Annotated in this window: 32 protein-coding genes and 3 tRNA genes; 13 read left to right on the top strand and 22 right to left on the bottom strand. The window is 65.8% G+C overall.

The features are described 5' to 3' along the window. Positions 1-10: 10 nt before the first annotated feature. Complete coding sequence (plsY, locus tag RCO38_RS13560) at positions 11-640, top strand: glycerol-3-phosphate 1-O-acyltransferase PlsY (RefSeq protein WP_308328861.1); 630 nt, start codon at positions 11-13, stop codon at positions 638-640. Next, a complete protein-coding gene (locus RCO38_RS13565) occupies positions 637-993 on the top strand; it encodes a RidA family protein (RefSeq protein WP_308328862.1) in 357 nt (118 codons plus the stop codon). Before plsY ends, RCO38_RS13565 begins: the two co-directional genes overlap by 4 nt. Here RCO38_RS13565 and RCO38_RS13570 read toward each other — a convergent pair. The 3 genes from RCO38_RS13570 to RCO38_RS13580 are packed head-to-tail and all read right to left on the bottom strand — an operon-like array spanning position 990 to position 2,792. Continuing rightward, positions 990-1,634 (bottom strand): retropepsin-like aspartic protease family protein, encoded by a 645-nt coding sequence (locus RCO38_RS13570; RefSeq protein WP_308328863.1) that lies wholly within the window; start codon positions 1,632-1,634, stop codon positions 990-992. The genes RCO38_RS13565 and RCO38_RS13570 overlap by 4 nt on opposite strands. 44 nt (positions 1,635-1,678) lie before the next feature. Beyond that, a complete protein-coding gene (locus RCO38_RS13575) occupies positions 1,679-2,278 on the bottom strand; it encodes a hypothetical protein (RefSeq protein ID WP_308328864.1) in 600 nt (199 codons plus the stop codon). A 22-nt stretch (positions 2,279-2,300) separates the two neighbouring features. Next, on the bottom strand, positions 2,301-2,792 hold the full coding sequence (locus tag RCO38_RS13580) for a YajQ family cyclic di-GMP-binding protein (RefSeq protein ID WP_079366963.1): 492 nt from the start codon (positions 2,790-2,792) through the stop codon (positions 2,301-2,303). A gap of 39 nt (positions 2,793-2,831) precedes the next feature. Between RCO38_RS13580 and murB the strand changes: the two genes are divergently transcribed. After that, a complete protein-coding gene (gene murB / locus RCO38_RS13585; RefSeq protein WP_308328865.1) occupies positions 2,832-3,896 on the top strand; it encodes a UDP-N-acetylmuramate dehydrogenase in 1,065 nt (354 codons plus the stop codon). Between the two features lie 121 nt (positions 3,897-4,017). Here the strand turns inward: murB and argG are convergent, their stop codons facing one another. The 3 genes from argG to RCO38_RS13600 all read right to left on the bottom strand — a co-directional run bounded on the left by argG (position 4,018) and on the right by RCO38_RS13600 (position 6,104). Beyond that, complete coding sequence (argG, locus tag RCO38_RS13590) at positions 4,018-5,355, bottom strand: argininosuccinate synthase (RefSeq protein ID WP_308328866.1); 1,338 nt, start codon at positions 5,353-5,355, stop codon at positions 4,018-4,020. A gap of 4 nt (positions 5,356-5,359) precedes the next feature. Continuing rightward, entirely contained in the window at positions 5,360-5,677 is a 318-nt protein-coding gene (gene ppnP / locus RCO38_RS13595; protein WP_308328867.1) for a pyrimidine/purine nucleoside phosphorylase, read from the bottom strand. A gap of 79 nt (positions 5,678-5,756) precedes the next feature. After that, complete coding sequence (locus tag RCO38_RS13600) at positions 5,757-6,104, bottom strand: arsenate reductase (protein ID WP_308328868.1); 348 nt, start codon at positions 6,102-6,104, stop codon at positions 5,757-5,759. A 46-nt stretch (positions 6,105-6,150) separates the two neighbouring features. On the opposite strand from RCO38_RS13600, the gene pip reads away from it, so the two are divergent. The 10 genes from pip (at position 6,151) to RCO38_RS13650 (ending at position 14,331) form a co-directional block, all read left to right on the top strand. Continuing rightward, positions 6,151-7,098, top strand: a complete 948-nt coding sequence (pip, locus tag RCO38_RS13605; RefSeq protein ID WP_308328869.1) for a prolyl aminopeptidase — start codon at positions 6,151-6,153, stop codon at positions 7,096-7,098. A 36-nt stretch (positions 7,099-7,134) separates the two neighbouring features. Continuing rightward, positions 7,135-8,484: a bifunctional tetrahydrofolate synthase/dihydrofolate synthase gene (gene folC, locus RCO38_RS13610; protein WP_308328870.1), complete on the top strand. Its 1,350-nt coding sequence runs from the start codon at positions 7,135-7,137 to the stop codon at positions 8,482-8,484. A gap of 32 nt (positions 8,485-8,516) precedes the next feature. Continuing rightward, on the top strand, positions 8,517-9,227 hold the full coding sequence (locus RCO38_RS13615; RefSeq protein WP_308328871.1) for an SPOR domain-containing protein: 711 nt from the start codon (positions 8,517-8,519) through the stop codon (positions 9,225-9,227). A gap of 31 nt (positions 9,228-9,258) precedes the next feature. After that, positions 9,259-9,744: a CvpA family protein gene (locus RCO38_RS13620; RefSeq protein ID WP_308328872.1), complete on the top strand. Its 486-nt coding sequence runs from the start codon at positions 9,259-9,261 to the stop codon at positions 9,742-9,744. 33 nt (positions 9,745-9,777) lie between these two features. Beyond that, entirely contained in the window at positions 9,778-11,283 is a 1,506-nt protein-coding gene (purF, locus tag RCO38_RS13625) for an amidophosphoribosyltransferase (protein ID WP_308328873.1), read from the top strand. A gap of 6 nt (positions 11,284-11,289) precedes the next feature. Then, positions 11,290-12,504: an O-succinylhomoserine sulfhydrylase gene (locus RCO38_RS13630; protein WP_308328874.1), complete on the top strand. Its 1,215-nt coding sequence runs from the start codon at positions 11,290-11,292 to the stop codon at positions 12,502-12,504. Between the two features lie 15 nt (positions 12,505-12,519). Next, positions 12,520-13,902 (top strand): glutamate--tRNA ligase, encoded by a 1,383-nt coding sequence (gene gltX / locus RCO38_RS13635; RefSeq protein ID WP_308328875.1) that lies wholly within the window; start codon positions 12,520-12,522, stop codon positions 13,900-13,902. 86 nt (positions 13,903-13,988) lie between these two features. Further along, positions 13,989-14,064 (top strand) — tRNA-Ala (locus RCO38_RS13640). Between the two features lie 60 nt (positions 14,065-14,124). After that, positions 14,125-14,200 (top strand) — tRNA-Glu (locus tag RCO38_RS13645). Positions 14,201-14,254: 54 nt separating this feature from the next. After that, a tRNA-Asp gene (locus RCO38_RS13650) sits at positions 14,255-14,331 on the top strand. 89 nt (positions 14,332-14,420) lie between these two features. Here the strand turns inward: RCO38_RS13650 and RCO38_RS13655 are convergent. The 16 genes from RCO38_RS13655 to RCO38_RS13730 all read right to left on the bottom strand — a co-directional run bounded on the left by RCO38_RS13655 (position 14,421) and on the right by RCO38_RS13730 (position 25,331). Beyond that, positions 14,421-15,518 (bottom strand): hypothetical protein, encoded by a 1,098-nt coding sequence (locus RCO38_RS13655; protein WP_308328876.1) that lies wholly within the window; start codon positions 15,516-15,518, stop codon positions 14,421-14,423. Continuing rightward, complete coding sequence (locus RCO38_RS13660; protein ID WP_308328877.1) at positions 15,515-15,745, bottom strand: DUF4224 domain-containing protein; 231 nt, start codon at positions 15,743-15,745, stop codon at positions 15,515-15,517. Before RCO38_RS13660 ends, RCO38_RS13655 begins: the two co-directional genes overlap by 4 nt. Positions 15,746-15,758: 13 nt before the next feature. After that, on the bottom strand, positions 15,759-16,040 hold the full coding sequence (locus RCO38_RS13665; RefSeq protein ID WP_308328878.1) for a hypothetical protein: 282 nt from the start codon (positions 16,038-16,040) through the stop codon (positions 15,759-15,761). A gap of 257 nt (positions 16,041-16,297) precedes the next feature. Continuing rightward, complete coding sequence (locus RCO38_RS13670; protein WP_308328880.1) at positions 16,298-16,501, bottom strand: hypothetical protein; 204 nt, start codon at positions 16,499-16,501, stop codon at positions 16,298-16,300. After that, a complete protein-coding gene (locus RCO38_RS13675; RefSeq protein ID WP_308328881.1) occupies positions 16,498-16,770 on the bottom strand; it encodes a hypothetical protein in 273 nt (90 codons plus the stop codon). The genes RCO38_RS13670 and RCO38_RS13675 overlap by 4 nt, the downstream gene beginning before the upstream one ends. A 70-nt stretch (positions 16,771-16,840) precedes the next feature. Then, a complete protein-coding gene (locus RCO38_RS13680; protein WP_308328882.1) occupies positions 16,841-17,098 on the bottom strand; it encodes a hypothetical protein in 258 nt (85 codons plus the stop codon). Further along, on the bottom strand, positions 17,095-17,367 hold the full coding sequence (locus RCO38_RS13685) for a hypothetical protein (RefSeq protein WP_308328883.1): 273 nt from the start codon (positions 17,365-17,367) through the stop codon (positions 17,095-17,097). The genes RCO38_RS13680 and RCO38_RS13685 overlap by 4 nt, the downstream gene beginning before the upstream one ends. Before the next feature lie 451 nt (positions 17,368-17,818). Next, positions 17,819-18,388 carry a J domain-containing protein gene (locus RCO38_RS13690; protein WP_308328884.1) on the bottom strand — a complete coding sequence of 190 codons (570 nt, stop codon included), beginning with the start codon at positions 18,386-18,388 and terminating at the stop codon, positions 17,819-17,821. Next, positions 18,388-19,542, bottom strand: coding sequence for a recombination-associated protein RdgC (gene rdgC, locus RCO38_RS13695; protein ID WP_308328885.1), 1,155 nt, complete (start codon positions 19,540-19,542; stop codon positions 18,388-18,390). The genes RCO38_RS13690 and rdgC overlap by 1 nt, the downstream gene beginning before the upstream one ends. A gap of 11 nt (positions 19,543-19,553) precedes the next feature. Next, positions 19,554-20,258, bottom strand: coding sequence for a hypothetical protein (locus RCO38_RS13700; protein WP_308328886.1), 705 nt, complete (start codon positions 20,256-20,258; stop codon positions 19,554-19,556). Positions 20,259-20,333: 75 nt separating this feature from the next. Then, a complete protein-coding gene (locus tag RCO38_RS13705; protein ID WP_308328887.1) occupies positions 20,334-20,717 on the bottom strand; it encodes a DUF7694 domain-containing protein in 384 nt (127 codons plus the stop codon). Further along, entirely contained in the window at positions 20,714-22,411 is a 1,698-nt protein-coding gene (locus tag RCO38_RS13710) for a DNA cytosine methyltransferase (RefSeq protein ID WP_308328888.1), read from the bottom strand. The genes RCO38_RS13705 and RCO38_RS13710 overlap by 4 nt, the downstream gene beginning before the upstream one ends. Further along, the gene (locus tag RCO38_RS13715) at positions 22,405-22,611 is read right to left on the bottom strand and encodes a hypothetical protein (protein WP_308328889.1); all 207 of its coding nucleotides are present in this window, start codon (positions 22,609-22,611) and stop codon (positions 22,405-22,407) included. Before RCO38_RS13715 ends, RCO38_RS13710 begins: the two co-directional genes overlap by 7 nt. Further along, positions 22,611-23,303: a hypothetical protein gene (locus tag RCO38_RS13720; protein WP_308328890.1), complete on the bottom strand. Its 693-nt coding sequence runs from the start codon at positions 23,301-23,303 to the stop codon at positions 22,611-22,613. The genes RCO38_RS13715 and RCO38_RS13720 overlap by 1 nt, the downstream gene beginning before the upstream one ends. Then, a complete protein-coding gene (locus RCO38_RS13725) occupies positions 23,300-25,018 on the bottom strand; it encodes a YqaJ viral recombinase family protein (protein ID WP_308328891.1) in 1,719 nt (572 codons plus the stop codon). Before RCO38_RS13725 ends, RCO38_RS13720 begins: the two co-directional genes overlap by 4 nt. 19 nt (positions 25,019-25,037) lie before the next feature. Then, positions 25,038-25,331, bottom strand: coding sequence for a KTSC domain-containing protein (locus tag RCO38_RS13730; protein ID WP_308328892.1), 294 nt, complete (start codon positions 25,329-25,331; stop codon positions 25,038-25,040). Positions 25,332-25,333 lie beyond the last annotated feature (2 nt).

Here is a 25,333-nt window from a genome sequence, read left to right on the forward strand (position 1 = left end):
GACGTCGAACGTGGAATTCCTGACCCCCGCCATCGCCACCGTCGTGGCCTACCTGATCGGCTCGCTCTCGTTCGCCGTGGTGGTCAGCCGCCTCATGGGCCTGGCCGACCCGCGCACCTACGGCAGCAAGAACCCGGGCGCTACCAATGTGCTGCGCTCGGGCAGCAAGAAGGCCGCCGTTCTCACGCTGCTGCTGGACGCGCTCAAGGGCTGGCTGCCGGTGGTCGCGGTGAAATGGTGGGGTGAGCCCTGGGGCCTGGGCGACGGCACGGTGGCGCTGGTCGGGCTGGCGGCCTTCCTTGGCCATCTCTGGCCTGTGTTCTTCCGCTTCGAAGGCGGCAAGGGCGTGGCCACCGCGGCGGGCGTGATCATCGGCTTCAATCCCTGGCTGGGGCTGGCCTCGCTGCTGACCTGGGTGATCGTGGCCTACGCGTTCCGCTATTCGTCACTGGCGTCCATGGTCACGGCCATCTTTGCGCCAGCCTTCTTCCTGTTCGGCCACCAGGTGGCCTGGACCGCGCCGTCGACCCAAGTGCTGGCGCTGGCGCTCATGGCCCTGCTGCTGATCTGGCGGCACGCCGAGAACATCAACCGCCTGCTGGCTGGCAAGGAAAGCAAGCTGGGAGCCAAAAAATCATGAGCCACGACATCACACGCATCGGCATGGCCGCGCGCTACAGCGAAGCGGCTGTGTTCCATGGCGTGGTCTACCTCGCCGGCATGGTGCCCGAGTGCGAGGCCAAGGACATCCGCAGCCAGACCGCCGACGTGCTGGCGCAGGTGGAGCAGCGGCTGAAGGAGGCGGGCAGCGACAAGTCGCGCATCCTGCGCACGCAGATCTACCTGACCGACATCCGCGAGATCGGGATCATGAACGAGGTGTGGGACGCTTGGGTGGTGCCGGGCACCGCGCCGCCGCGCGCCACGGTGCAGGCCGCGCTGGCCGATCCGTCCTGGAAGATCGAGATTGTGGTGACCGCTGCGCAGGCCTAGAAGCGTTTTTCCAGCGTGAGCTGGTCGTTGTTCTTCTGCATCTGGAAACGGTTGAGGAAGCTGTTGCCGAGCAGCACGAAGGGCATGGGCTGCGGCGAGACCACGGCTTCCACATCGTAGGCCACAACGTCGCCCACCCGAACCGACTCCAGACGGATCAGGTAGCCGGTCGACAGGCCGTTGGCCGTGCTCATCTGGATGCGCCGTCCCTGGTCGTATTTCAGGTTGATGCGCCGCGCCTCGGCTGCCCCGAGGGCCACGGTGGTGGCACCCGTGTCCACCAGAAACTTCACTGCCTTGCCGTTGATCTGCCCGTCCGGCACGAAGTGGCCGCTGGGGTCGGCGGTGAGCACAATGCGCTGGCCCCCGCCTCCTGTATGGCTCTTGCCCACACTTACCGGCGCGGCGCCCACCTGCAGCACATGGTGCTGACCCTGGATGTCCACGGTGGCCGAGTCGCCCTCCACCGACAGCAGCTTCACGCCCTGGTGGGTCTGCCCGGCGGCCAGGAATCTTGGCGCTGCCCCGTCGATCACCAACAGCGCCTTCTGCCCGGACACGCCGGAGAGCGCCACTTGCGGGGAGGTCTGGGCCACCGCCTGGCCTGAGACCAAGGCCAGGAGCAGGGCGGGGGGGAGCATTTTGAAAACTGGCATGGTCGACAGGTTCCCCCGCGTGGTGTGGGTCAACGGCTACCGCCGACCGTCGAGTAGATGTCGGTGTGGCGGTTGGTCAGGAAGGATTGCAGCTTGACCGGTGCGCTCTTGCAGTTGTCTGTGTTGCGGGCGGTCTCATTGCCGGCTCGCAGTTGCAGGGACTGCTCCAGCAGGCCGACGATGTCGCCCACACTGTCGGCACGCTCGCGCGCCGTGGTGTATTTCTCGATCAGGCTTTCGCTGGTGCTGATGGCGACCGCGTGCTGCTGCCGCCACCCGTTGTAGACCTGCTCGATGCCGGCCACGTGCGCGGCCGCGTGGGTCCTGCAGAACTCGATTCCCCTGCGCATGCCCTGGTCCAGCCCTGAGATCTTGAGCGCGGCCTGCAGACGCTCTTTTTCTTCCGGGGTCTTGAATCGCTTGTCCATCGGCTGGGTCAGGTCGACGGCAGGCCCGCTGCCGCCCTTCGGCGTCTGCAGCGACTGGCTGGCAGGGCCGCATTCGCTGTCCTGGAAGATGGTGGTGCCCTCCGGGCCCTTGCACTTGAACACGCCAGCGAAGGCCGGCCCGGTGAGCGCCAGCGGGAGCGCCACGATCAGCGCCGGAACCAGGCGGCAGGGGCTGCGCATGGTGCGTGCGAGGCAGCGCCGTTCAGTCGCGGAAGTTGTTGAAGCCCAGCGGCAGTTCCTTGAGCTCGCTGCGGATCAGCGCCATGGCCGCCTGCAGGTCGTCGCGCTTGGCGCCGGTCACGCGCACCGCATCGCCCTGGATGGCGGCCTGCACCTTCATCTTGCTGTTTTTGATGGTCTGCTGGATCTTCTTGGCGTCTTCGCTGGCGATGCCGTTGCGAACCTTGACCACCTGCTTGACCTTGTCGCCGCCGATCTTCTCGACCTTGCCGATGTCGAGGAAGCGCACATCGACGTTGCGCTTGGTCATCTTGTTGCGCAGGATGTCCTCGACCTGCTGGAGCTGGAAGTCCGCGTCACCGAACAGGGTGATTTCCTTGTCCTTTTCCTTGAGCTCGATGCCGGCGCTGGTGCCCTTGAAATCGAAGCGCGTGCCGATCTCCTTGGCCACCTGGTCGACCGCGTTTTTCACTTCCACGAAATCGGCTTCAAGAACGGTGTCGAAAGAGGGCATGGATGAAACTCCCGGGTGCGTGAATGAGACAATCCGTGGATGTTAGTCGAGAACAATGTCGCCCTCCAGCCGATGAACACCTTCGGCATCGCCGCGCGCGCGCAACGTCTCGCTCGTCTTCGTTCCGTCGATGACCTGCTCGGTCTGATGGCCAGCCCGGACTGGCGGCAACCGTCCGCGAAACACCCGGTGTTCGTGCTGGGCGGAGGGAGCAATCTGGTGCTCACGGGAGACCTCAAGGCCTTGGTGCTCAAGGTGGAGATCGGCGGACGGCGGCTGGTCGAAGAAACCGCCAGGGGCTGGCTGGTGGAGGCCGGCGGTGGAGAAGGCTGGCACGATTTTGTCCGCTGGACGCTGGAACAGGGCTGGCCGGGGCTGGAGAACATGGCGCTGATTCCGGGCACGGTGGGCGCAGCGCCGGTGCAGAACATCGGTGCTTACGGCGTCGAGTTGCAGGACCGCTTCCACTCGCTGGACGCGATGGACCTGGACACCGGGCGCATGTTTTCCCTGGACGCGGCCCAGTGTGGCTTCGGTTACCGCGATTCGGTGTTCAAGCACGCACCTTCGGACGACAGGAGTTTCGGCCTGAAGGGGCGGGCGCTCATCACGCGCGTGCGCTTCTGGCTGCCCAAACCCTGGAAACCTGTGCTCGGTTACCTGGACCTGGAGCGCAAGATGGACGAGACAGGCGTCCGCCAGCCCGATGCACGGCAGATCTTCGACTGGGTGGTGGCGATCCGCCGCGCCAAGCTGCCCGACCCGGCTGTCATTGGCAATGCCGGCAGCTTCTTCAAGAACCCGACCGTGACGCCCGAGCAGTGCGCCGACATCATTGCGCGCGACCCCAAGGTGGTGCACTACCCGATGGACGACGGCAGCATCAAGCTGGCCGCCGGCTGGCTGATCGACGCCTGCGGCTGGAAGGGCAAGACCATGGGCCACGCCGGCGTGTATGAGAAGCAGGCGCTGGTGCTGGTCAACAGGGGCGATGCGGAACACCCCTGCACGGGGGGCGAGGTGATGACCCTGGCCAAAGCGATCCAGACCAGCGTGTACGAGCGCTTCGGCATCCGGCTGGAGCCGGAACCTGTCGTCATCTGACGCCAAGCGAAAGCGGCGCGGCACCCGGGTGGGCGCTGCGCCGCTCATGTCCCCCGGCGGCCCTGCGGCCTCCTCCTCCTTTACTTCGCTATGCAGCACCCACCCGGGCGCCGCACCGCTTTCACTTCCCGCCTTCGAGCTTGAAGATCTCCGACGTGCCGTCGCCCATGGACAGCAGGCCGGTGTGGGCGTAGATGCCCAGCTTGGCGCGGGTGTCGGTGATGTCGAGGTTGCGCATGGTCAGCTGGCCGATGCGGTCCAGCGGGCTGAACGGCGCGTCTTCCACCTTCTCCATCGACAGACGCTCGGGCGCGTAGGTCAGGTTGGGCGACTCCGTGTTGAGGATGCTGTAGTCGTTGCCACGGCGCAGTTCCAGCGTCACTTCGCCGGTGATGGCACGCGCCACCCAGCGCTGGGCCGTCTCGCGCAGCATGATGGACTGCGGGTCGAACCAGCGGCCCTGGTACAGCAGGCGGCCGAGCTTGAGGCCGTTGATGCGGTACTGCTCGATGGTGTCTTCGTTGTGGATGCCGGTGACCAGGCGCTCGTAGGCGATGTGCAGCAGCGCCATGCCGGGGGCTTCGTAGATGCCGCGGCTCTTGGCTTCGATGATGCGGTTCTCGATCTGGTCGCTCATGCCCAGGCCGTGGCGGCCGCCGATCTCGTTGGCCTTGAGAAACAGCTCGACCGGCGAGGCGAAGGTCTGGCCGTTCAGGGCGACGGGCTGGCCTTCCTCGAAGCGGATCGTCACTTCTTCGGCCTTGACCTCGACTTCCGGCTTCCAGAACGCCACGCCCATGATCGGGTTGACGATGCGGATGCCGCTGTTGAGGTGCTCCAGGTCCTTGGCTTCGTGCGTGGCGCCGAGCATGTTGCTGTCGGTGCTGTAAGCCTTCTCGACCGACATCTTGTAGTCGAAGCCGTTGGCGATCAGGAACTCGCTCATTTCCTTGCGGCCGCCCAGCTCGTCGATGAAGCGCTGGTCCAGCCAGGGCTTGTAGATCTTCAGGCTCGGGTTGGTCAGCAGGCCGTAGCGGTAGAAGCGCTCGATGTCGTTGCCCTTGAAGGTGCTGCCGTCGCCCCAGATGTGGACGTCGTCTTCCTTCATGGCGGCCACCAGCATGGTGCCGGTGACGGCGCGGCCCAGCGGGGTGGTGTTGAAGTAGGTGATGCCGCCGGTGCTGATGTGGAAGGCACCGCACTGGATGGCGGCAATGCCTTCGTGGGCCAGCTGCAGGCGGCAGTCCACCAGGCGGGCCTTCTCTGCGCCGTAGGCCATGGCCTTGCGCGGGATTTCTTCGTAGTCGCTCTCGTCGGGCTGGCCGAGGTTGGCGGTATAGGCATAGGGCAGGGCGCCCTTCTGCTTCATCCACAGCAGCGCGGCGGAGGTGTCCAGGCCGCCGGAAAAGGCGATGCCGACTTTCTGCTGGGCGGGCAGGTTCTGAAGGATGGTGGCCATGTGATTAACCGAAGTGGCAGATGTAGTGGTAGGCCTCGGTCACGCGGATCTCGAAGCTGCTGTTGCCAGGGATGCTGAACTTTTCGCCAGGGCCGGAGGTGAGCCAGGCGTCGGTGCCGGCGAGCTTGTATTCGCAGCCGCCGGCCACGCATTCCATGATCTCGGGCGCGCCGGTGTTGAAGGTCAGGGTGGCGGGCAGCACCACGCCGACCGACTTCTTGGTGCCGTCGGGGAAGGTGATGCCGTGGCTGACGCATTTGCCGTCGAAGTAGACGCTGGCCTGGGTGTTGACGGCAACGCCGGTGATCTGGGTGGTGCTCATGGAAATGTCCGGATGAAAAACGAAGGCGAAGCGGCGATTTTAGGCGGCCGGACGGGCGCGCCGCTCCGTTCGGATGCACTCAGAGGCGGGGAGCCCAGTCTCCGGCGTCGAAGCCCACAGTGACCGAACCGTCTGGCCATTCGACCACGGGGCGCTTGATGGCACTGGCATGTTCAAGCAGCAAGGCACGGGCGCTGGCGTTGTCCACCACGGCGGCACGGGTGGCTTCGGCCAGTCCCCGCCAGGTCGTGCCCTTGCGGTTGACCAGTTGCTCGTGGCCGGCAGCGGCCAGCCAGCGGTCCAGCGCGGCCTCTGGCACGCCTTGTTTTTTGAAATCGTGGAAGGCGTGTGAGACGCCGTGCTCGGAGAGCCAGGTACGCGCCTTCTTGACGGTGTCGCAGTTGGGGATGCCGTAGAGTGTGGTCATCCCCAAATTCTGTCACGCGCCCCCGGGGCGCTGCGCCGCCTTCGCCATGACCCTTCGCAGCTTTTACCCGCCGATCGAACCCTTCCGAACGGGGCTGCTCGACACCGGCGACGGCCACCAAGTCTACTGGGAACTCTGCGGCAACCCGCAAGGCAAGCCGGCTGTGTTTCTGCATGGCGGGCCGGGCTCGGGCTGTTCGCCCGACCACCGCCGCCTGTTCGACCCGCAGAAGTATTGCGTGCTGCTGTTCGACCAGCGCGGCTGTGGTCGGTCGAAGCCCGCGGCCTCGCTGGAGAACAACACCACCTGGCACCTGGTGGCCGACATGGAGCGCCTGCGCACCCTGCTGGGCTTTGAACGCTGGCTGGTGTTCGGCGGCTCCTGGGGCAGCACGCTGGCCCTGGCCTACGCGCAGACGCACACCGACCGCGTGTCCGAGCTGGTGGTGCGCGGCATCTTCACCCTGCGCCGCGAGGAGGTTCGCTGGTATTACCAGGACGGCGCGTCGTGGCTTTTCCCGGATCTGTGGGAGGGTTTCCTGGCGCCGATTCCCGAGGCTGAGCGCGGCGACCTGCTCAGCGCCTACCGCCAGCGGCTGGCCGGTGACGACCCTGTGGCCCAACTGGCCTGCGCCCGTGCCTGGAGCCTGTGGGAGGGCCAGACCATCCGCCTGCTGCCCGACGCGGCCAACACCGCCAAACATTCCAACGACGCCTTCTCGCTGGCCTTCGCGCGCATCGAGAACCACTACTTCGTGCATGGTGGCTGGTTGGCGGAAGGCCAGCTGATCCGCGACGCGCACAAGCTGGCAAGCATTCCCGGCGTGATCGTGCAGGGCCGCTACGACGCCTGTACCCCGGCACACACCGCCTGGGACCTGCACCGGGCCTGGCCGCAGGCCGACTTCCACCTCGTGCCCGATGCCGGCCATGCGTTCAACGAGCCCGGCATCCTGGACCGGCTGATGGAGGCCACCGACCGCTTCTCGGGCTGAGCGCGGGGCTTTGCGAGGGCCGGGATAATCCCGGTCATGAACACCTTAGACGACTGGCTGGCGCACTGCGAGCGCCAGCATCCCCAGGGCATCAGCGGCATCGAACTCGGGCTTGACCGTGTGCGCCGCGTGGCGCAGCGCATGCGCCTCTCGCTGCCCTGCCCGGTGGTCACCGTGGCTGGCACGAACGGCAAAGGGTCCACCTGCGCCATGCTCGAGGCCATCTACAGCGAAGCGGGCTACCGCACCGGGGTCTACACCTCGCCGCATCTCGTGCATTTCGAGGAGCGTTGCCGTATCGGGCGTGAATCCGTGGCGGCCGATGCCTTGCTTCCAGCGTTCGCCGAGGTCGAGCGTGCGCGGCTGGGCGACGGCGGAGCGGGGGACGACGGGGTCGTGGTGTTGACCTATTTCGAGTTCACCACGCTGGCCATCCTGCGCACGCTCTCGGACAGCGGCATCGATGTGGCGATCCTGGAGGTGGGCCTGGGCGGGCGGCTGGACGCGGTGAACATCATCGACCCGGACTGCGCCGTCATCACCTGCATCGCACTGGACCACATGGCCCTGCTGGGCAATGACCGCGAGGCCATCGGCTATGAAAAGGCCGGCATCATGCGCACCGGCCGGCCGGTGGTGATCAGTGACCCGGTGCCGCCGCAGAGTGTGCTTGATCGCGCGCTGGAGATCGGTGCCGAGGTCTGGCGCATCGGCAAGGACTTCCACTTCGCGGGCGACAAGCAGCAGTGGGGCTGGGCGATGCACCCGTCCCAGGGCGGGCGCAAGTTCAGCGGTCTGGCCTACCCGGCCCTGCGCGGAGCCAACCAGCTGGTCAACGCCTCGGGCGTGCTGGCCGCCATCGAGGCGCTGCGGCCCCGCCTGCCGGTGACGGCCCAGGCCGTGCGCAATGGGCTGGCGATGGTGGAGCTGCCCGGCCGTTTCCAGATCGTGCCCGGACAGCCTGCGCTGGTGCTCGATGTCGCGCACAACCCGCATTCGGTGGCGGCGCTGGCGGAAAACCTGGACGCGATGGGCTATTACCCCACCACGCACGCGGTGTTCGGTGCCATGGCCGACAAGGACCTGCCCGCCATGCTGGAACGCATCGCACCACTGATCGACCGCTGGCACATCACCGATCTGCCGTTGCCGCGGGCCAGCCGGGCGGCCGATCTGGCCGCGGCGCTCGACCCTGGCCCCGGCCAGGTGTCCGGCGCGTCTTCCCGGGTGGCCGGATGCCATCCGAACCCGCTGGACGCCCTGCGCGCCGCGGTGCTCGAGGCAGACCCGGCTGATAGAATCGTGGTCTTTGGTTCCTTCCACACGGTGGGGGGTGTTCTGAAGGATGGTGTGCCGCGTCTGACGGCCAAACACCTCGCGAACTGACCCCGCCGCGATCACCGCCGGACCCCTTCCGCATGCTCACTTCCCGTTCCGGTTCCGCGGGCCATCCGGCCTCCACGCCGCCGCAAAGCATCGAGGCCGTGCGTCGACGGGCACGGCACCGCCTGATCGGCGCGGCCGTGCTGGTGCTGGTCGGGGTGCTGGGGTTTCCACTGTTGTTCGATACCCAGCCTCGCCCGATCGCGGTAGACGTTCCCATAGAGATTCCCTCTCGCAACACGCCCGCGGCGCCCGCGCCCAAGTCTGAGCCTGCGGTCACCAGGCCGGCGCCTGTGGCCACGGCGCCCGTGACCACAGCCGACAGTCTGGCAGCGCGCGAAGAGGTGATCGAGCCGAAGGTCGAGGCCAAGCCGGCCGACAAGCCCGTGGAGAAGCCTTCAGACAAACCGTCCGGCGAAAAACCGCCCGCAGAGAAGCCTTCGGCCGACAAGGCCTTGGCGGAGAAGGCCACTGAAAAGCCAGCCGAAAAGCCCTCTGACAAGGCCACCACGGGCAACGAGCGCATCGTGGTGCAGGTGGGGGCGTTCTCGGAAGTCGAGCGTGCCCGTGAAGCCCGTCTGAAGCTGGAGCGTGCCGGACTCAAGACCTACACCCATGTGGCCGAGACGCCGCAGGGGCGTCGCATCCGGGTGCGTCTGGGTCCTTTTGCGACGCGTGCAGAGGCCGAAAAGGCGGCCGAGCGCGCCAAGGCGCTGGGTCTGTCGACGGCCTTGCTCTGGTTGTGATGGCTTCGGCCCCGGGCCAGGGTGCGGCGACATGAATGCGGTGGACGGTGTGTTGCTGTTCGTGCTGCTGCTGTCGGCAGTGGTGGGCATGTGGCGGGGCCTGGTATACGAGGTGCTTTCATTGATGGCCTGGGTGGCGGCGTTCGTGCTGGCCCAGGCCTACGCGGGTGAGGTGGCGCGTCTGCTGCCGCTGGACGGGCTCTCGGCGGCGCTGCGCACGGCGGTGGCCTTTGCGCTGGTGTTCGTGGCCAGCGCGTTTGCTGGCGGTTTTGTGGCGTGGCTGGTGAAGAAGTTGGTGGCGGCCGTGGGTTTGCGTCCTATCGACCGCGTACTGGGTGGCGTGTTCGGCCTGTTGCGTGGCGTGGTGGTGCTGCTGGCGGTGGCGGTGGTCGTGGGCATGACCCCGTTCCAGTCGCAGGACGCATGGCAGGCGTCTGCGGTGGCGCGGATGCTGGGCGACAGCCTGCACACTCTGCGGCCGTTGTTGCCGGAGCCGGTGGCCCGCTACCTGACCTGAGTCGACAGTCTTTGTTTCGTTGAGGATCCGATCATGTGTGGAATCGTGGGCGTGGTGAGCCAGGCGCCTGTCAATCAGCTGATTTACGACGCCCTGTTGCTGCTGCAGCACCGGGGACAGGATGCCGCCGGCATCGTCACCCAGCAGGGACGCAAGTTCTTCATGCACAAGGCCAAGGGCATGGTGCGCGACGTCTTCCGCACGCGCAACATGCGGGCGCTGCCGGGCAACGTGGGACTGGGCCAGGTGCGCTATCCCACCGCGGGCAATGCCTTCAGCGAGGAAGAGGCCCAACCCTTCTACGTCAATGCGCCGTTCGGCCTGGTCATGGTGCACAACGGCAACCTGACCAATGCCCAGGGCCTGAAACAGGAGCTGTTCCAGACCGACCACCGCCACATCAACACCGAGAGCGATTCCGAGGTGCTGCTCAACGTGCTTGCGCACGAGCTGGAGAAGTCCACCCGCGGGGCCAAGCTCAAGCCGGCCGACGTGTTCGCCGCGGTGCGCGGTGTGCACCGCCGCATCAAGGGCTCGTATGCGGTGATCGCGCTGATCGCGGGTCACGGCCTGCTGGCGTTCCGCGATGCGTATGGCATCCGTCCGCTGTGCGTGGGCCGCAACGCCGACGGTTCCGTGATGGTCGCGAGCGAGTCGGTCACGCTGGAGGGTAATGGCTTCGAGCTCGAGCGGGACGTGCAGCCGGGTGAGGCCCTGTTCATCGACCTGGAGGGCCAGGTGAGTTTCGAGCAGTGCGCGGACAAGGTCAGCCACAACCCCTGCATCTTCGAGTACGTCTACCTGGCGCGACCCGACTCGGTGCTCGACGGCATCTCGGTCTACCAGGCCCGCCTGAACTTGGGCAAGACCTTGGCCAAGCGCCTGGTCTCCACCGTGCCGCCGAGCGAGATCGACGTGGTCATTCCGATTCCCGAATCCTCGCGCCCCAGCGCCATGGAACTGGCGCAGATCCTGGGTCTTCCCTACCGCGAAGGCTTCGTGAAGAACCGCTACGTCGGCCGCACCTTCATCATGCCCGGCCAGGGCGTGCGCAAGAAGTCGGTGCGCCAGAAGCTCAACGTGATCGCCAGCGAGTTCAAGGGGCGCAACGTGCTGCTGGTGGACGACTCCATCGTGCGTGGCACCACCTCCAAGGAGATCGTGCAGATGGCGCGCGATGCGGGCGCGCGCAAGGTCTACATGGCCAGCGCCGCGCCGCCGGTGCGCTATCCCAACGTCTACGGCATCGACATGCCCACCGCGCAGGAACTGGTGGCGCACGACCGCACGGTCGAGCAGGTCCGCGAGCTCATCGGCTGCGACGCCCTGATCTACCAGGACGTGGACGCCATGAAGCAGGCCATTGCCGCGCTCAACCCGCAGCTGGCGGGTTTCGACGCCTCGTGCTTCGATGGCGTGTACGTCACCGGCGACATCACGCCCGAGACCATCGCCCGCATGAACCAGGGCCGTGACCAGACCGAAGAGGGCCAGGAGGACAGCTCGCGCCTGGCCTTGCCCAACGCCCAGACCGCCTGATCCGTCATGTCATCGAACCTGAAACCCGGCGACGCCCTGCACCGCGAAACCCTGGCGGTGCGGCTGGCCACCGAGCGCAGCCAGTACGGCGAAAACTCCGAAGCCCTGTACCTGACCAGCGGGTATGTGCAGCCTTCCGCCGAAGACTCCGCGCGCCGTTTTGCCGGCGAGGACGATGGCTACACCTATGGCCGCTCCGGCAACCCGACAGTCACCAGTTTCGAGTTGCGTCTGGCCGCCATGGAAGGCGCTGAGGCCTGCATGGCCACTGCGTCCGGCATGGCCGCCGTCATGCTGATGTGCTTCAGCCTGCTCAGGGCGGGTGACCACGTCATCATCTCGCAGTCCATGTTCGGCTCCACGCTCAAGCTGGTCGGCTCAGAGTTCGCCCGCTTCGGCGTCGAGACCTCGGTGGTGCCACAGACCGATCTGGCAGCCTGGCGTGCGGCCATGCGGCCGACCACCCGGCTGCTCTTTGCCGAAACGCCCACCAACCCGCTGGGCGAGGTGTGCGACATCCAGGCGCTGGCCGATCTGGCCCACAACGCCGGCGCGCTGCTGGCCGTGGACAACTGCTTCGCCACGCCGGCGCTGCAGCGTCCCATTGCGCTGGGGGCCGACATCGTCATGCACTCGGGCACCAAGTACCTCGATGGTCAGGGCCGTGTGATGGCCGGCGCTCTGTGCGCTCGCGAAGCCATGGTGCGTGAGAAATTCCTGCCGGTGCAGAAGAACTCCGGCATGGTGCTCTCGCCGTTCAACGCGTGGGTGGTGCTCAAGGGGCTGGAAACGCTGGACCTGCGCATGAAGGCGCAGAGTGCGCAGACGCTGGCGCTGGCGCACTGGCTGGAGGCTCACCCCGCCGTGGGTCGTGTGTACTACCCGGGTCTGGCCAGCCACCCTCAGCACGAACTGGCCATGCGCCAGATGAACGGCATCGGTGGTGCGGTGCTGTCATTCGATGTGAAAGCCACCGGCCCTGAGCAGGCGCGCCAGCGCGCCTTCCATGTGCTCGATGCGCTGCAGGTGCTGTCACTCTGTACGAATCTTGGCGACACCAAGACCCTGTGCACCCATCCGGCCAGCACCTCGCATGGCAAGCTATCCGAAGCGCAGCGCCAGGCCGCCGGCATCGGTCAGGGCCTGATCCGCGTGGCCGTTGGCCTTGAACATCTGGACGACATCCGCGCCGACCTGGACCGCGGCTTGTCCAGTTTCTGACTCTTCTTTTTTTCCATGACCGTCCGCACCCGATTCGCGCCGTCGCCCACCGGCTTCATCCACCTGGGCAACATCCGCTCCGCGCTCTACCCCTGGGCTTTCGCCCGCGCCACCGGCGGCACCTTCATCCTGCGCATCGAAGACACCGACCTGGAGCGATCGACCCAGGCGGCGGTGGACGTGATCATCGAGGGCATGCAGTGGCTGGGCCTGGACCACGACGAGGGCCCGTTCTATCAGATGCAACGCATGGACCGCTACAAGGCGGTGCTGGCCGAGATGCTGTCCCAGGGCTTGGTCTACCCCTGCTACATGAGTGTCGAGGAACTCGACGCGCTGCGGGAACGCCAGATGGCCAACAAGGAGAAGCCCCGTTACGACGGCACCTGGCGCCCGGAACCGGGCAAGACCTTGCCCGCGATCCCTGAAGGCGTGAAGCCCGTGCTTCGCTTCAAGAACCCGCAGGGCGGGTCTGTGGTCTGGGAAGACAAGGTCAAGGGCCGTGTCGAGTTCAGCAACGAAGAACTCGACGACCTGGTGATCGCACGTCCTGACGGCACGCCGACGTACAACTTCTGTGTGGTGGTCGACGACATCGACATGGCCATCACGCATGTGATCCGCGGCGACGACCACGTCAATAACACGCCACGCCAGATCAACATCTTCCGCGCCCTGGGCAAGGAGCCGCCGGTCTACGCCCACCTGCCCACCGTGCTCAACGAGCAGGGCGAGAAGATGAGCAAGCGCAACGGTGCCAAGCCGGTGACTCAGTACCGCGATGAAGGCTATCTGCCCGACGCAATGGTGAACTACCTGGCGCGCCTGGGCTGGAGCCACGGTGACGACGAGATCTTCAGCCGCGAGCAATTCCTGGGGTGGTTCAACCTGGACCACCTGGGCAGCAGTGCTGGTCGCTTCGACGAGGCCAAGCTTCGCTGGGTGAATGCGCAACATCTCAAGGCCATGGACGACGCCGAGCTCTCGGTCCTGGTGACTGAGCAGCTCACCAAGCTCGGCATCACGGCCGACGAGCGCTTGCCTCGCATCTGCGGCCTGTTCAAGGACCGCTGCGACACCACGGTGGCGCTGGCCGGCTGGGCCGCGGCGTTCTACACCGATGTGACGCCTTCGGAGGCCGAGCGCACGCAGCACATCACCGACGCCATTCGCCCCGCATTGCAGACGCTGGCGGCCAAGCTGGCCGACTGCACCTGGGACAAGGCCAGCCTTTCGGCCGCGATCAAGGAAACCATCACCGCCCACGGTCTGAAAATGCCGCAACTGGCGATGCCGGTGCGCGTGCTGGTGATGGGCACCGCTCAGACACCATCGCTGGATGCGGTGCTGGAACTGCAAAATCGCCAAACAATTTTGGCGAGGTTGCAGAAGGCCTGAAAAATGGTCTATAATTTGAGTCTTGCTGATTCGCACTGAGTTGTTCGCAACAAAGCAAAAGTCGGCATCCCAGAAATGGATTTCGTGGGGGTATAGCTCAGCTGGGAGAGCGCTTGCATGGCATGCAAGAGGTCAGCGGTTCGATCCCGCTTACCTCCACCAAAAATTGAAGAATTGGGCAGCGTGGTTTTGCTATAATGCACAGTTCGGTTCTTAGGTTTTGACCCTATCGTCTAGAGGCCTAGGACATCACCCTTTCACGGTGAGTACCGGGGTTCGAATCCCCGTAGGGTCGCCAAGTTTGTGGCACTTGGTCTGTTGCGACAGCAGCAGACGAAAGCTGCACCACTGCGGAGTGGTAGTTCAGTTGGTTAGAATACCGGCCTGTCACGCCGGGGGTCGCGGGTTCGAGCCCCGTCCACTCCGCCAAAATCTGTAGTCAGATCAACGGGTTACACGCTTCGGCTTGTAGCCCGTTGTGGTTTTTGGAATCTGATTTCTCGTTTTTGGAATCAGGCTCACCGAGCCGGTGTCGCTTTCTTGAACTGTCTCCGGTCGTAGTGCTGGCCCAGCATCCGGTCGCTCGTGTGGCCGAGCGCGTCCTTGGCGTCGGCGTGCCCGGCCGTCAGCTTGTCGGTCGCACCCTTGGGCCGGCAGTCCTGCAGGCTGAACCTCTGGAACTTCACCCGGCGCTCGGCGGCCACCTTCTCGCAGTCCTGCATCAGGTCGTCCAGCACAGCTTTCCAGCCGCCCTTCGTGTACCGCTGGCCCTTCATATTGCCGAACAGGTAGATCGTGCCGGCGACGTGGTGCCGCTTGATCTGCAGGGCCTCGGTGATGGTGGCGCGCAGCTCTGGCGTCCACTCGATCAGCACCGGGGGCTTGTCCTTGTTCTTGCCGTCCTGCCAGACCACGCCGGCTTCTGTGACCGCATCCCGGGTGATACCGCGCACCTCGACCGACCGGCGCACGCACAGGTAGGCCGTGCGCAGCGCCAAGGCCACCAGGTGCCGGGTGCCACCCTTGGCGCGGCCGACCTCCAGAGCCAGAGCGAGATCCGCGTCCGTGACGTAGTGCTTTGACGACACGGTCTTGTTCTTGCGGATGCCGGCCAGCGGGTTGGCGGTGATCACCCCATTGCGCACCCCGAACTCCAGGATGACCTGCAGCAGTGAGATTTCCTTGTTGCCCTTCGCCGCGCGCTTGGCCTGCACGCAGGCATCAAGGTAGGCGTAGCCGTCCGTCTTGGTGATGTCGCCCGGGGCCATGTGGCCGAACGCCTTCTTCAAGTTCGCGGCCTCGCGCCGGTTCTCGGTCAGCGTGGAATCAGCGCGCCGGTTAGGGTCCCCGGCCGGCATGGCATCCTGGGCCTTGAACCACGCGTCGATCAGATCCTCGGTGGCTCCGGTCGCGGACACGCCAGCGCCGATCTGGGCCGCCTCGGTGATGGCGCGGCGGCGGTGCTCGGCGATCTGGGCCGCGTCGTCGGCCGGGCACGAGTACCGGAACGCCCACTTCCCATTCGGCAGTTTGTAGCCGATGGAGTAGACGCGGGCGCCATTGCGCTCGTAGACCCGGAAGGGAAGGCCGTCCGGTTTGTCGCGGCGTCGGATCATGCTGCTTTCCTCAAGAAGGCGACGTTCACTGCGGGCTTGGCCGGCGCCTGTGCTCCGAATTCACCCCGGCACACGGCATCGTAGTGCGGGCGCTCCAGCACTACTTTGCCCTGCCGGTTTCGATAGGCCCGAGTGAACCCGCGTTCGTGCAACGTCTGCAGCTGGCGCGACGGGGTGCGATAGCCCGTGATGGCTTCGATCTCTGAGTCGCTGAGTTGGGTTGTCATCGCGTTCCTTCGGTCATCGCAGGAGGCCTGCGAAGGGGTTGGCCATGCGGAATCGACCGCGCTTGCCGTTGCGGTAGGCCGACACCAGGGACTGGTCGACGCCGAGGTCCTTGCCGATGGACACCCCAGACTCCGTGCTGCCCATGATTCGCATGTAGGCGTCGTCGCTGATCTTCCCGAGCTTGCGGATCTGGGTGGCCGAGATCTTGGCGGCCCGCGCTGCCTGGTTGGTGTTCTTGCGCGACCGCTCCAGCATCTTGGCCTTCGGCAGCTCTTTGGTGTGCTCAGGGTTCACGCATGCTGTGTTCTCGCAGCTTGTGCTGGCGACGCGATTGGTGCGGGCAGGCTTGCCCTTCCATTCGAGGATCAGCGCACGCACAGGCCGGCGCTCGCCTCGATGGCGCATCATGGGCACCCCGCCGCTCGTGAATGGGCCGTGCCACTCCCAGCAGGCGCCACACTCTTTGCTCCTGGCCTTGATGGCTTCCAACAGGTAGGGTCCCGACAGCTTTTCGGGCGGCCCGATGAAGTCCTTCTTCCTTGGTCTTGCGCTCATTTCCTGTGCTCACATCCCGCGCACTGCGGGTCGTTGGGGTTGTGCTTCGTGTACTGGCAGTCGGTGGTCATGACGTGCGGGACCTTGACCATCCGAGGCGTGCGCGTGTCTGCGTCCGGACGGCTGGCGGTGTAGCCGTCCAGGGCCATGTGCCACTCGCGGAAGGGTGGGCGGTTGTGACAGCCGTGCGCCTTGCTCAAAACGGAACTCCGTCGCAGTCGTCGGCGCACTCGCCGCGCTTGCCGCAGGCCGGGCACGGCTTCGGGCGCCAGCTTTCCAGCAGCTTCCACTTGACCCACCGAAGGCGCTCGACCATCCGAAGGTGCCGTGTGTCGCCCACGCGGTCGGAGTAGGTCGTGTCAGGAGCTCCGCACCGCTCGCAGGGCATCGTCCCGCTGCCGTGGTGCTCGGCTTCGTAGATCGGACTGCACCCGAACCACCAGCAGATCGCCTTGGAAATCAGCTTCATTCGGTCCTCATCAACAGGTTGAGCGCCCAGTCCGCAGCCTTGCGGAAGCGCGGTTTCTCAGTCGGGTGGCTCATGCAGACTTGCATCTGCTTTCCCTCCAGTCCTTGACGCGCTGCCGGGCCTGCTGCATGCGTGCAAGAGCCTGCTCACCGTGGCCGAACAGCTCACACAGGCGCGACAGTTCTTCGATGGCGTCAAGCAACGGGCTTTCCGGTGGCGGCTGTAACCCCATGCGGCCGCGGTTGCTGTAGTTCACTTCCATCTTGTAGCCGTCGCTGCTGGTGTAGTTGATGGTCACGCTGCTGCGTTTGATGGTCGGATCGCTCATTCGCTCCACCTCGGTAGGTTCTTGGGCCAGAGGCCCATGCTCTCGACTTTGTGCCGCGTCCGCCGGGCGTATTCGGCCTCGATCTGGCGGCGTTGCTCTTTGGGGTAGATGCGCGCAGTCCCGATGTCGTGGTGGCACTGAGCGCACCCGGGCCAGCCCAGGCGGCAATCCGACTTGATGCCTGTCCCCTTGCCCTCGTCGGAGTGGCAGAACTGGCTGCGCGGCGGGTGGCCGCATCGCTCACACGGCAGGGACCGAACCACGTTCATGTACCCGGCGTGCTGGATCGGGCTTTCCTTCTCTACCGCCTCGCTCCCACCATCCGCCCGCGCGAAGCTGGCAGACCGGCGAAGGTGCGCAGGGACTGGCGTGTGCACCGTGGGCACCCGCTCCAGCTTAGGCTTTCTGAACGTGGAGCGGGTCAGCATGCGGCCTCCCTCGAACGCGAAAATCCACCGCAGTACCTTTTCACTGCTTCCTGTGACGATGCGCCTGCTGCCGCCGTTCGGAGCGCGCAGCGGACACTGAAAGGAACCAGGAAGTGCAGTTCATCGACAAGGGCAGATATGCCGACCCTCTCCCGCGATTCCGGCGCATAGCCGTGACCAAGCAAGGCCGTGCCAGGCTGCGCGAACTGCTCGCTGACCGAGAGACGCCGGCAGAAACGAGGGAGAAAGTGAGGCGGGCGCTCGCGCCTTGGGCTGGCGTGGTCTAACCGGTTCATGCCGCGGCCCTCAGACCTTCGTCACGCGCCTTGTTCACCGCGGCCATCGCTTCGGCGCTGCCGCCCTTATCCGGGTGGTTCTCGCTGGCCAGCTTGCGGTACGCGGCGTTGATCTCGTCCCGGCTGGCCTGCGGCGTCACGCCCAGGATCTCGAACCACTGCTTGCCGGGCGGCGCCGGCAGGGCCTTGAACCCGGTGAACGTGGCGCGCACCAGCGCCAGGGTGCCGTGCCGCAACTCCACGCGGCGCGCTTCGATGATGTGGTGGATCGCCTGCAGGTTGCTCTCGACGCTGGTGTAGCGGTCGACCGCGATGCAGATGCCCAGGCCGTCCCAGGTGAACCACACCGCAACGCCGGGGTCAGCCGGCTTCTGCGCGCCCAGTGTGACGTTGCTGCTGATCACCAGGTTCTCCAGCTTCTTGCCGCTGTCGCTGGCGAACAGGCGCAGGCTGTCCTGCACGTTCTTCAATGCGGCGGTGATGCTGGTCTTGAACCGGCCGGCCTCTCGGTACTTTGCGCGCGGGAACTGCTGCGGCCAGGTCAGCGGGTATGCGTTGATGGTCATCAGGCACCACCCTTCACCAGCACGTCGCGCAGGCCTGCAGCCGTCATGTGCGACACCACGCCCAGCGCTTCCAGGTCTTCCAGCAGTCGGGCGGCGCGGTTGTAGCCAATCTGCAGCTTGCGCTGGAGGTAGCTGATGCTTGCCCTGCCTTCTGCGACCACAATGGAGCGGGCCTGCTCCAGCAGCGGGTCGGGCTGGCCATCGGTGTAGGTGGTCACGCCGGAAGCCTCTGCTGGCGGCAGTGTTGCTCCCGGCTGGATCTCCCCACCCAGCGCCGACACCAGCGCCGGGATCAGCTTGGACAGTTCCCCGGTGGCCAGCACCACGTCGGTGTCGAATCCACTCTCTTCGTCGCTGGGACGGTCATTGAACACGCCTTCGAGGAAGGCCAGCTTCTTGAGCTGCATCGACTCGGTGAGCACGAAGCCGATGCGGCCTTCCCAGCTCATGGCGGCCCAGAGCGGCAACTTGCCCTCGGCGATGTGCTTGCGCACCTCGTCGGTCAGCAGGTGGTGGCGGTTGAACTTGACCACCGACTTCTCTTCGTCGGCGCTGCGCAGCTCGCAGGCGCGCTCGACGTTGAAGCCTTCGGGCCAGTCGGTTTCCGGCTCGGTGCTGGCCAGCCAGGCGGCCATCGCACCTTGCGGAGTCCTGGCGGTCTGCAGCAGCGTGAGTGACAGCCCGTCGAAGGCCCGGACCAGCGCTGTGATCACCTCGTCATTCTTGCCCTGGCTGCTGGCGTCGGTCATCAGCAGGCCGGCAGTGCGGTCGATCCAGACCAGCACCGCGGCCTGGCGGGGGAAAGCCTGGGGCAGCAGGGCGGCCAGCGCATCCTCGCGCAGCTCCTTCGTTTCCTTCTTGCCTGGCTTGCGGCCGGTGGTGGCCTCGATGTGGTCAGCGGCTTCCTGGGCCTTGGCCTTGACCGATGCGCTGGGCACGCTCTTCGTCTCGATCATCAGCTTGAGGATCAGTTGGCCTGCCACGGACTCAACCAGGGCGCCGTGCTCTTCGCCGCGCGGCGGCACCCAGCCGACCGACTTGTCTTGCGACGGGCTGCAGGGGACGAACTTGGCGGCGTCCAGCGCCTCTTCCATTGCGGTCAGTTCAGGCGTCCAGCCGGCGCCGATGCGGTAGATCGTGAGGTTCTTGAACATGGCGGCTCCGATCAGTCGTATTGCTCGGCAGACAGGCTTTCGAGGTCGTCGTCGTCCATGTCGATTTCCAGCGTCGTGCGGCCGACGTAGAAGGCCATGATGGTGGCGTCGAACCCACCCACCACGTTCGGCAGGGATGCTGGCGTCACGTTGGTGCCCTCGAAGCGCAGCGAGTAGACGCGGCCATCCTTGTCCACCGCCAAGCGATAGTCCGCCCGGTACTTCATTCCCTCGCGGTCTGTGTGGCGTGAGCTGCTGTTCGGCCGCTCCTCCTGGTCGAAGTAGATGTAGGTCGTTCCGTAATCCGTGGCTTCCATATAGGCATAGAACGGCTCGTGACGCTCCTTGTGCAGCCCGTCGCGCAGCGTTGCGGCGAACTCGGACAGCTTCATGCGCTCCGGGATGTTGGGCAGCAGGCTGCTGGTGGCGCGGTTGATGGCTGCACTGACGCTGGCGTTGTTCACATCGCCGACCAGCTTCTGGATGGCAGCGTTCAGGATGTGGGCGAACTTCATGGCCTCGTCTTCCCGCAAGCCGTGCGGGATCGCCGCCTTCAACTGCTCGGTCACGGCCTTGCGGAACTCGGACTTCCAGCCCGTGGCTTCCTCGATGGCGTCGCCGATGGCCTTTCCGATGTGCTTGTCCAGGATCGGGTTGATGGTTTCGGGCTGCAGGGCGCGCTGCAGTGCGCCTTCAAAGTCGATGGTGATGTTCATGATGTGTGTCGGTTGGGGTAGAAAAAGCGGCCCAGGGTCTGGTGTTCGGCTGGTTGGTGGCTGGGCCGGGGGAAGTCAGACCAGCGTCCCAATCTCTGGGATGCCGACCATGAGCTGGGGCGGTGTCGGGATGACCCGGCCGTCTGTTGGCCGCCAGAGGTGCAGACAAAAGCTGTGGTTGTTCACCCACTGAGAACGCGGCTGGTGAAGCTGCATCACACAGTCCTCGTCGTCCCAGAACAAGGACTTCACCTTGCACATCAGTTCCCAGCTCGGGCACTGGTCCGGCAGGCTCACGGAGACGTGTTCCCATCCGCCCATGTCGCTGGCGATGACACGCAACGGATCGCGCCCAGGCCGCGTCGGGATGAAGAACGCGCCGTTGTTGCCGTGCTGCTCTTGCGTCGTGCGGAACTGGCCGGTGGTGACGCGGTATTTCTCGGGGACTTTGAAGCTCATGCTGCTGCCCTCATGGCTTGCGCCTCGGTGTAGTTCGCTGCTACCAGCGCGCGGGCCAGTGGCGGGCACACGCTGTTGCCGCACATTCGCACCTGGGCGGTTTTTGTGAGCGGGCGGCCGTCGGCGCCCTTGTCGATGGCGTAGGACTCCGGGAAGCCCTGGGCGCGGTACAGCTCGCGCGGGGTGAGCATGCGCAGGCCTATGTCAACGATGGCGTAGGGCTCGCCCTTGACGGTGACGATCCCGAAGCGGTCCTTCGTGGTGACCGTGTGCAGCGGCTCGGCCAACTGCGGGTCCTGGTCGGTGCCGTAGTACTTCACGAGGAAGGCGCGCACATCGGCGTGGTGGGTGCCCTGCGCGCTGATGGTGTGCAGGGGTTCGTCGGTGCCGCTGCCCACGTTGTCGCCGCGCAGCTTGCACAGGTGGCTGGTGATGACGCCGGCCGGCACGCTGCTGGCGGTGACCGTGTTCAGCGGCGCGGCCACGTCCCGCGTGCCGTCGCTCCAGCGCTTCTTGCCCTTGCTGCACTGTTCGCCGTGGCCCATGTGCACCAGGTGCGCCGCCACCAAGCTGTGGTGGTCCACGCTGGTGACGGTGGCCATGGGGTCGTTCAGGTCGCTGCCGACGACGCCCGTGTAGTGCTTCGCCAGGAAGGCCTGCACCAGGGCGTGTTTCTGCCCGGCCACCACGGTGCCCAGCGGCTTGCCCAGGTCCAGCGCGCGGGGCGCCTGGCCTTCGCGTTCTCCGTAGCCGGTCTGCACAAGGGTGGGCGCGACCAGGGCGAAGTGGCCGCCCTTGACCTGGGCCACCTGGGTGCGCAGCGGCTCGTCGGCGGGGAACGTGCGCTGCGTGCTGGCGTTCGCGTGCTCAGTCAGGAACGGCGCGGCGCCGTGCACGATGAACGGCTCGGCCGCGTCCACCACGTACCGCATGATCCCCTTTGCAATGCGCCGGCACGTAGCATCGGCCAGCGGGCGCTCGCGCTCGAAGATGCTGGGCGCTGGCACGCTCCAGTCGATGCACTCGGCGGCCGTGCGCCAGGGCTTGAGCTTCTTCTGGCGCACCGGCAGGCTGTCGGGCGCGCCGTGCGTGGCCTCGGGCCAGACGATGGGCTGGCCGTCGCAGCGGGCCACCAGAAACAGGCGCTTTCGGATCGTCGGGGCGCCGTAGTCGCAGGCGCGCAGCTCGCGGTGCTCCACCACGTAGCCCATGCGCTCAAGCTGGCGTTTCCAGCGCTGGAAGGTCTGGCCCTTGCGCTGTGGGCACGGCCGGTTGTCCGGGCCCAGCGGTCCCCAGGTTTGGAACTCTTCGACGTTCTCAAGGCAGATGACGCGCGGGCGCACCGCGGCGGCCCACTTCACCACCACCCAGGCCAGGCTGCGGATCTTCTTGGACACGGGCTTGCCGCCCTTGGCCTTGCTGAAATGCTTGCAGTCCGGGCTGGCCCAGAGCAGGCCCACGGGCTGGTCGCCGCAGACCGCGTGCGGGTCCACCTCGAACACGTCGGACACGAAATGCCGGGTCTGCGGGTGATTCGCCTCGTGCAGGCTCACGGCCTCGGGGTCGTGGTTGATGGCGATGTCGACGTGGCGGCCGATGGCCAGCTCGATGCCGGTGCTGGCACCGCCACCGCCTGCGAACAGATCGACCACCAGCTCGTCGGCAATGCCGAGCAGGTACTGGGAACTCAGCATGCCGCGCCCCCTTCCGTGTCGTCTGCGGGGAGGTGCTGGACCTCGTGGTCAGCGCAGTGCGAAAACCCGCAGTCACCCGGGCCGAAGCTCTGACCGCACTGCGAGCAGGACACGCTTTTGAAGCGCGCCGCGATGCGCTCGTCCACCTGGGCCTCGCGCTGGTAGCGCTCCAGCAGCGTCTCGTCGTAGTGGGTGGGCATCACGCACCGCCTTTCTGGCCGGTGGCCTTGGCGTTGTCGTAGGTCTTGATGCCCCAAGCGATGGCGTAGCAGCACCACAGGAAGTGGAAGGTGTATTCCCGGCAGTTCCATTCCCAGCAGTCATGCATGTGGAAGCCAGGAACCCGGTCGCACTTGAACTCGCGTGCAGCGTCGTAGGAGCGAATATCTCCGTCGTCGGCGACGCTCAACACCTCGTCCTCCAAGGCAGACCAAAGCGTGTTCTTGTCGTCGTGGAACTGGTCGCGCTCGGATTCGGTGCTGTCCTCTTCGTCTGGCTGGCTGGTCTTCACCCAGTCGTCAAACGCTTCTTTGACGTGCTGGCGAAACGAGTCTGCGCTGTACTGTTCGGCATGCCGGCTGTTCGGGGCGCGCAGCTTCTCGCTCCAGTAGCCGGGATTGATGGCGAGCTTGGCGCCCTTGCTCTCAAGGTATTCCCGGTCAGTCCGGAAGAACTCGAACATGTCGTGCAAGCGACGGAACACGAAAGTGCCCATGTCACCGTCGATGCACAGTGTTCCGTCCCACGTGATCAGGTCGAACCAGTACGAGCTTCCGGACGGGCGACGGAATCGGATGTGGCGATTCACACCATCCTCTCGCATGACGATCATTTGGTGACCGGCCACATCGTTGAGGAATAGGTTTTCATCGCAGGCTCTGGTCTTGCTCATGCGGCCTCCGCGATCTGTTCAGCAGCGGCCAGGACGTGCTCGCTGATGGCGCGGCAGATGGCGCCGAAGTCGCACTCGCGGTACATGCGGGCGGCCTTGACCACCGCCACCGGCTCGAAGCCCAGGGTGGACAGGCCACCGACGGTGATGCTGATGGGCGCCAGTCGGTCGTTGATCTGGCCCAGCGTCAGGCGGGCGCCGCTGTCGGTGCTGATGGGTGCTGCTGCTGGTGCTGAAACCGGTGCGGATTCGACCGGAAGCCGCGTCTTTGCTTGCTCCGGGGCTGGTGCTGATGCCGCCGCGGACTGCGCTGCGCGCACTGCTTCATTGGCCTGCTCGCGGGCTTCCCGGGCCTTCTCTTCCGCCAGGATGCGCTCGCGCTCGGCTTCCTTGCGCTGCTGCTCGGCGGCCAGGCGCTGGGCGATGACCGCGGCCAGATCGTCGGGCTGCTTCAGCACCAGGGCCTGCATGTCGTAGGCGAACAGCATCGGGGCGTTCGCGGCGTCCAGCCGGCCGATGTTCGCGTGGATGCGGTTGGCGATCTCGCTGGCGGCGATCTTGGTCCGGGCCAGCTCGGTGTCGACCGCGTTGCGGATCGAATCGACCGTGCGCAGACCCTTGATGGCGCCACCGAAGTCAGCGGGCACCATGGGCATGAAGTCCTTGGGCATGGCCGCGTTCAGCTCGCGGATGTGCTTCGCCAGGGCGGCCACGCCACCGGCCACGATCTCGGACTTGATCGCTTCCTTGCGGGCCTTCACCAGCTTGTCCAGGTCGAGCCGTACGCGGCGCGCTTCGGCGCTGATGTCGTCGATGGTGCGGAACAGGGTGTCGATGCTCTCGGTCTGCGCCAGCGCGGATTCCTTCGCGGCGGACAGCCGGTCCTCGATGCCCTTGGCCCACTTCACCGTCGCCTCGGCGTTGGCAAAGTCGTCGTCGGTCTGCAGGTCGCGGTTGATGCCTTGGAACACCGCCAGCGCCTGGGCCTTGAACTCGGACAGGTTGGACGCGGTGACAGCTCCGGTCACCTCGATGCGCAGCGCTGGCAGGGATTCAGGGGCCTTGCCGGTGGGCTTCGGCGCTTCGGCTGCGAATGGCTTGAACTCGGCCAGGTCCTTGGCGAACTGCTCCCAGCCGGCCACGATCTTGGCGCGAAGTTCGGCGTCCGACTCGTACCAGCAGTGGCGCTCTTCGATCAGCGTCACGCTGTCGCTGTCCCACTTCGACGCCATGAACAGCACGCGCGCGGCACCGGACACCAGCATTTGCTGTTCCATCTGCACGCGGTACTGCAGGGGCAGCGCGCCGCCGACTTCGGAGTCGCCAATACCGAGGTCGCCTTCCGGTATGGCCCGGCGCAGATCGTCGTTCAGCGACTTGTGCTCGAAGGCGGTGGATCCGTCCAGCGTCAGGCCGTCGAAGCTGGCCGACAGCTCGCCGCGCGAGCCGGTCACCGGGTACAGGTCATCGCCGATGATCCTCTCAGCACGCGGCCGGGCCAGTGCCTCGAAGCGGTGGCCGTCATCGAAGCGGCGCTGCGTGGCTGCGTCCACCTCGGCGCTGATGCCGGTCTTCATCCTGGCCAGCAGTTCGGTGCGGGTCTGGTACGGGCTGCAGCCCATCATGGCCGGCGCGTCGCTGGCGTTGAAGTGGGTTGCGCGGTGCTGGTGCCACTCGGGCGAGCCCTGGGCGAAGTCGTGGAAGGTCATGTTCATGGTGTTCTCCGTGGGGTGGTCAGGCTTCGGCGGCCTTGTTCTGTGCATGGAACTTCTCGAACGGCAGAGCCTTGATGTGCTTGCCGAAGAACGTGCCCTTCGACTCAGCAGCCATGAACTCCTGGTGCGTCTTCTCTTCCACGTTCGGGTAGTGGTAGATGTGGCCGGGGCCGCGAGTAAAGGTGACGGCCAGCGTCTTGGTGGCAGCGTCGTAGCCGACGGCGGCAACTTGGTTGGACTGAACCGGCGTCATTGCGATGGGGGAGTACTGCTTGTCAGAAAAGCCAGCGGGGGTGGGGTAGGTCTTTGCCATTT

Source organism: Hydrogenophaga pseudoflava, assembly GCF_031020795.1.
GTDB lineage: Bacteria > Pseudomonadota > Gammaproteobacteria > Burkholderiales > Burkholderiaceae_C > Hydrogenophaga > Hydrogenophaga pseudoflava_A.